The organism is Mycolicibacterium iranicum (assembly GCF_014190915.1).
Taxonomy (GTDB): domain Bacteria; phylum Actinomycetota; class Actinomycetes; order Mycobacteriales; family Mycobacteriaceae; genus Mycobacterium; species Mycobacterium iranicum_B.
The window spans coordinates 2,846-5,407 of sequence record NZ_JACHVU010000026.1 but is presented as its reverse complement, the minus strand read 5'-3'; the positions used below and the strand labels follow the sequence as shown (position 1 = coordinate 5,407).

Below are 2,562 nucleotides of genomic sequence, written 5' to 3'. Positions count from 1 at the left end.
TGTTGTTTGAGAACTCAATAGTGTGTTTGGTGGTTTTTGTTTGTTGTTTTTTTGTCGTGTCCGCATTTTCCCGTTTGGGGGCGCGATGTTTTTTTGGATGCCAGTTTTGGTGTCTTTTGTTTGTGATCGGATTTTTCTGATTCGAATTCTGCCTGGGCCTGTGGGTCTGGGGGTTTTTGTTTGGAGAGTTTGATCCTGGCTCAGGACGAACGCTGGCGGCGTGCTTAACACATGCAAGTCGAACGGAAAGGCCCTTCGGGGTACTCGAGTGGCGAACGGGTGAGTAACACGTGGGTGATCTGCCCTGCACTTTGGGATAAGCCTGGGAAACTGGGTCTAATACCGAATAGGATCACGGGCTTCATGGTCTGTGGTGGAAAGCTTTTGCGGTGTGGGATGGGCCCGCGGCCTATCAGCTTGTTGGTGGGGTAATGGCCTACCAAGGCGACGACGGGTAGCCGGCCTGAGAGGGTGACCGGCCACACTGGGACTGAGATACGGCCCAGACTCCTACGGGAGGCAGCAGTGGGGAATATTGCACAATGGGCGCAAGCCTGATGCAGCGACGCCGCGTGAGGGATGACGGCCTTCGGGTTGTAAACCTCTTTCGCCAGGGACGAAGCGCAAGTGACGGTACCTGGAGAAGAAGGACCGGCCAACTACGTGCCAGCAGCCGCGGTAATACGTAGGGTCCGAGCGTTGTCCGGAATTACTGGGCGTAAAGAGCTCGTAGGTGGTTTGTCGCGTTGTTCGTGAAAACTCACAGCTTAACTGTGGGCGTGCGGGCGATACGGGCAGACTGGAGTACTGCAGGGGAGACTGGAATTCCTGGTGTAGCGGTGGAATGCGCAGATATCAGGAGGAACACCGGTGGCGAAGGCGGGTCTCTGGGCAGTAACTGACGCTGAGGAGCGAAAGCGTGGGGAGCGAACAGGATTAGATACCCTGGTAGTCCACGCCGTAAACGGTGGGTACTAGGTGTGGGTTTCCTTCCTTGGGATCCGTGCCGTAGCTAACGCATTAAGTACCCCGCCTGGGGAGTACGGCCGCAAGGCTAAAACTCAAAGGAATTGACGGGGGCCCGCACAAGCGGCGGAGCATGTGGATTAATTCGATGCAACGCGAAGAACCTTACCTGGGTTTGACATGCACAGGACGCCGGCAGAGATGTCGGTTCCCTTGTGGCCTGTGTGCAGGTGGTGCATGGCTGTCGTCAGCTCGTGTCGTGAGATGTTGGGTTAAGTCCCGCAACGAGCGCAACCCTTGTCTCATGTTGCCAGCACGTTATGGTGGGGACTCGTGAGAGACTGCCGGGGTCAACTCGGAGGAAGGTGGGGATGACGTCAAGTCATCATGCCCCTTATGTCCAGGGCTTCACACATGCTACAATGGCCGGTACAAAGGGCTGCGATGCCGTGAGGTGGAGCGAATCCTTTCAAAGCCGGTCTCAGTTCGGATCGGGGTCTGCAACTCGACCCCGTGAAGTCGGAGTCGCTAGTAATCGCAGATCAGCAACGCTGCGGTGAATACGTTCCCGGGCCTTGTACACACCGCCCGTCACGTCATGAAAGTCGGTAACACCCGAAGCCGGTGGCCTAACCCCTTGTGGGAGGGAGCCGTCGAAGGTGGGATCGGCGATTGGGACGAAGTCGTAACAAGGTAGCCGTACCGGAAGGTGCGGCTGGATCACCTCCTTTCTAAGGAGCACCACGAGAACCAGGCCCGCCCACATCGTGTGGGAGTTCGGTGACCTTGGTCGAATCGTGAAGATGGCGTGCATCTGTAGTGGGTGCAGGTCTGGTGCAGACAACAAACTTAGCGGGCCGGCAGGGAAATGTCGGCGCGGAAAATCATCGGACACACTATTGGGCTTTGAGACAACAGGCCCGTTTTTTCCCTGGCCACTGTGTGTGGTGGGAGGTGCTGTTGTTGCCCTGCTTTGGTGGTGGGGTGTGGTGTTTGATTTGTGGATAGTGGTTGCGAGCATCTGAAGCGCATGATCTTTGTGGGTTGTGTGTCTTCGGTGTAATGCAAATTTCTGATAAAACCTGGAGCTCTCTCTTGTGGGAGGGTTTCGGGTGACTCATTTTTTGGTTTTGTGTTGTAAGTGTTTAAGGGCGCATGGTGGATGCCTTGGCACTGGGAGCCGATGAAGGACGTGGGAGGCTGCGATATGCCTCGGGGAGCTGTCAACCGAGCGTGGATCCGAGGATGTCCGAATGGGGAAACCCGGCACGAGTGATGTCGTGTCACCCGGCACTGAATACATAGGTGTCGGGGGGGAACGCGGGGAAGTGAAACATCTCAGTACCCGTAGGAAGAGAAAACAAAAGTGATTCCGTGAGTAGTGGCGAGCGAAAGCGGAGGATGGCTAAACCGTGTGCATGTGATACCCGGCGGGGGTTGTGTGTGCGGTGTTGTGGGGCGTTTCTTCTTCTGGCCGCCGCCAGGAGCGAAAGTGATAAACCGTTGGGTTAGGTGAAGTGGTCTGGGATGGCCTGTCCGGAGAGGGTGAGAGCCCCGTAACCGAAAACTCAACGGCTTTCGTGGAATGTTTCCCCG

At 56.3% G+C, this 2,562-nt stretch carries 2 rRNA genes (1 of these 2 running past the window's edge); both read left to right on the top strand.

The annotated features are described in order from the left end of the window. Window positions 1-177 precede the first annotated feature (177 nt). Window positions 178-1,697, top strand: a 16S ribosomal RNA gene (locus tag FHR72_RS26335). A gap of 404 nt (window positions 1,698-2,101) precedes the next feature. Beyond that, window positions 2,102-2,562: ribosomal RNA gene (locus FHR72_RS26330) — 23S ribosomal RNA — on the top strand (it continues 2,762 nt past the right edge of the window). Together the 16S and 23S rRNA genes form the textbook arrangement of a ribosomal RNA operon.